Source organism: Candidatus Hakubella thermalkaliphila, from assembly GCF_013281975.1.
Lineage (GTDB): Bacteria > Actinomycetota > Humimicrobiia > Hakubellales > Hakubellaceae > Hakubella > Hakubella thermalkaliphila.
The window spans coordinates 1-2,914 of record NZ_BLRZ01000166.1 but is presented as its reverse complement, the minus strand read 5'-3'; the positions used below and the strand labels follow the sequence as shown (position 1 = coordinate 2,914).

The window sequence follows — 2,914 nt, the reverse complement described above, 5'->3', positions numbered from 1 at the left end:
AAGTCAGGCCGAAAAGCTTTTTATTAAGCTGACCGGCCTGGAGGTTAAACTAAGACAGTACATTATGGGACAGGCTTTTGTTGACCAGGTAGTGAAGAAAGAAGGAATAACCTTCATGAATGAGGTGTGGGTTGGCCCGGCCAACCTGCCCACCCTGCAGGAAATAGGCCACCCTGAACTCTGGATCAAACGAATGAAGGAGAGAGTAGAGGGTTAGACCCGGGTCCTGAAGAACAGCATTGCTAGCATCAGGTCAGGCGTGAAACCTTAGAAACTTAGCTTAAAACTGAAGAGGGCGTATCGGATTCGAACCGACCGGATCCCTGATGCCCAGGGACACCTACTGGTTTTGCAGACCAGCGGGAACCCAGTTCCATCGCCCTCCTGCTAATCTTAGCTCCCTCCAGCCAATCCCTGCTCCTCGCAGTATACCCTCTGCAAGGTGATCGTCTCAAGGCTGGTGGGTACTAATTTTGATGTATGAAGAACTGATGCACATTTTCTGACCAGGATTTTTGTTCTGCCTATTTTAGGTGCCCAGAGTGTTTCGCTAATTAGGGAATGATCACCTACAACTGTATCCTAAGTATGTCTTCTCTCAGTATGGCCTTACGTGTGGTACTGGGAGTTTATTCTGACGTAGTCGTAAGAGAGATCGCAGGTCCAGACTACCGCTTCGGACTCGCCAATATGTAGGTTTGCATGTACAACAATCTCCGGCGATTTTAGGATTTGACGCAACTTCTCCTGAGCATGCTCAAGAGGAGAGCCCGCCTTTACAATTTGTTCATCGCCAAAATAGAGATCAAACCTGTTGGGATGTAGCTCCGCTCCCGAATAGCCCAGAGCACAAATGATTCTCCCCCAATTGGGATCTTCACCAAAAAAGGCCGTCTTGACCAGATTGGAGTTAGCCACCGCCATGGCTGCTTTTCTGGCATCCTCCTGACTGGCCGCACCCTTTATCCTGATCTCCAGAAACTTGGTCGCCCCTTCCCCATCCTTAACTATCATCTTGGCCAGCTCTATGCACACATGATTCAAGGCTTCCTGAAAGAGCGCCTCCCCCGGTGTACCAGAGACCACTTCGTCATTTCCTGCTGCTCCGTTAGCCAGAACAGCCACCATGTCATTCGTGCTGGTATCGCCGTCTACGGTGATCATATCGAAGGACTTATCAACAGCTCGTTGGAGACAGGTCTTCAAGCATCCCTTTTCGATCTTTATATCTGAAGTAATGAACGCCAGCAGGGTAGCCAGATGGGGAGCAATCATGCCCGATCCTTTAGCCATCCCGCCCAAAGTAACAGTTCGCTCACCTATCTCGAACTGCACGGCCACCTCCTTTGGGCGAGTGTCTGTAGTTAAAATAGCTTCGGCTGCCTTACCTCCACCTGTGGGGGTAAGCGAACTTACGGCCAGCTCAATTCCTTTCCTTACTCTATCCATGGGCAGAAGACGGCCGATAGGGCCGGTGGAAGCAACCAAAATTTCCTTGGGGCTTATTCCCAGTTGATGGGCAGCTATCTCTGCCATCTCCCGGGCATCTCGCAGACCTTGCTCCCCGGTGCAGGCATTAGCATTGCCGCTATTAATAAGAATGGCCCGGATTAGACCTTTCTCCACATTTTCTCTGCTTAGCTCCACCGGTGCTGCTACCACTCTGTTAGTGGTAAATAAAGCAGCAGCCGTGGCCGGAGTTTCTGAATAGATCAAGGCCAGATCCCTCCCACCACTCTCCTTGAGACCACAGGAGACCCCTGCGGCCTGAAAATGCTTGGGAGCAGCAACACCTCCGGGAACCTCAGTGAACGGCTCGGGCAACCTCTTCCTCCATCTCCTTCCAGTAAGAAACGGGCTTGATCTCCACCTTATGTGCATAGTATACATTCCTTCTACCTTATTTCAAGATGATTATCTCAAGGTAATCCAAACCAGGCCTGACTTGAAGCATTCCCGACGCCCGGGCTACGCCTTCGCCTCCTGGTAGATATCCCAAGTCCTCTGAAAAGGGAAGTCAGTTACTTTATCAGTCTCGGATGTGCGATTTTCTTTCGGCTAATTTATGATAAGATACGTTCTATATATGTGAATACAAACCACAGCGGGAAGGGGGACAAAGTGGAAGAGACAAACAGGCCAGAGAAGTCCAAAGGCAGGAAGATTGCTCTTGGCTGTTTGGGGAGTGGAATTTCCACCATACTTTTGGCTCTAATTTTGGGAGCTATCATTAATCTGGTGGTTGGAAGTTCTAACTATAGAGTAACAGCTTTCCAGGTTATTTATCTTGTGGATGTTATCATTGTGGTAGGGACTGTGGTAGTGGGCATTATGTACAGGAGATGGGATAGAGCAGCTTAGGACAAGGGGAAGTCGCTGGAATCAATACCTCTCGAAGTGCCTACTGGCTAAAGAAGACAGGATACAGGCGACAGCCTAATCCCCACCCGTCCCTGTACGCAACTCGAATAAGTGCCACACGCTAGATAGTCACTGGTCTGCGCGTTCAAAAAGGAAGCGAAGACAACTCCAGATTGTGAGCCTCTGCCACTCCTTTATGGGTAACTTTCCCTTGCCAGAGATTAATGCCCTTGCGGAGGGCGGGATCCCTCTGGGCAGCTTGTTCTAGGCCCTGCCCAGCCAACCTTAGAATGTAGGATAGGGTGGCATTGGCCAGAGCTTTGATAGAGATGTGAGGAACCGCCCCAGGCATATTAGCCACACAATAGTGGACCACTCCCTCCTCTATGAAGGCGGTTTTTAACCTTCAGTCCAGGTAAGTTTTGTCCTGCAACAGGGTAAATCCGGGTACTTATGCTTCTTGCACAAATAAGATCGTGCCTGGTGGCTCTATCTTGTTTGCCTAGGTTTTGTTATTTTTGTTTTGGGCGCAAGTGGCTGAATAGAGGGATCC

4 protein-coding genes and 1 tRNA gene are annotated in these 2,914 nt (G+C 49.8%); 2 read left to right on the top strand and 3 right to left on the bottom strand.

Translation table 11 applies throughout. The features are described from left to right. Positions 1-217 (top strand): zinc-dependent metalloprotease (locus HW443_RS10385; RefSeq protein WP_176238161.1); only part of this gene is annotated, 217 nt, incomplete at its 5' end. Between the two features lie 73 nt (positions 218-290). Here HW443_RS10385 and HW443_RS10380 read toward each other — a convergent pair. Next, positions 291-384: transfer RNA gene (locus tag HW443_RS10380), tRNA-Cys, on the bottom strand. A gap of 225 nt (positions 385-609) precedes the next feature. Further along, the gene (gene argJ / locus HW443_RS10375; RefSeq protein ID WP_258190509.1) at positions 610-1,824 is read right to left on the bottom strand and encodes a bifunctional glutamate N-acetyltransferase/amino-acid acetyltransferase ArgJ; all 1,215 of its coding nucleotides are present in this window, start codon (positions 1,822-1,824) and stop codon (positions 610-612) included. A gap of 297 nt (positions 1,825-2,121) precedes the next feature. Here argJ and HW443_RS10370 point away from each other — a divergent pair, with 297 nt between their 5' ends. After that, positions 2,122-2,361 (top strand): hypothetical protein, encoded by a 240-nt coding sequence (locus tag HW443_RS10370; RefSeq protein WP_176232221.1) that lies wholly within the window; start codon positions 2,122-2,124, stop codon positions 2,359-2,361. 145 nt (positions 2,362-2,506) lie between these two features. Here HW443_RS10370 and HW443_RS10365 read toward each other — a convergent pair whose 3' ends face one another. Continuing rightward, positions 2,507-2,749, bottom strand: coding sequence for a Rossmann-fold NAD(P)-binding domain-containing protein (locus tag HW443_RS10365; protein ID WP_176236978.1), 243 nt, complete (start codon positions 2,747-2,749; stop codon positions 2,507-2,509). Positions 2,750-2,914 lie beyond the last annotated feature (165 nt).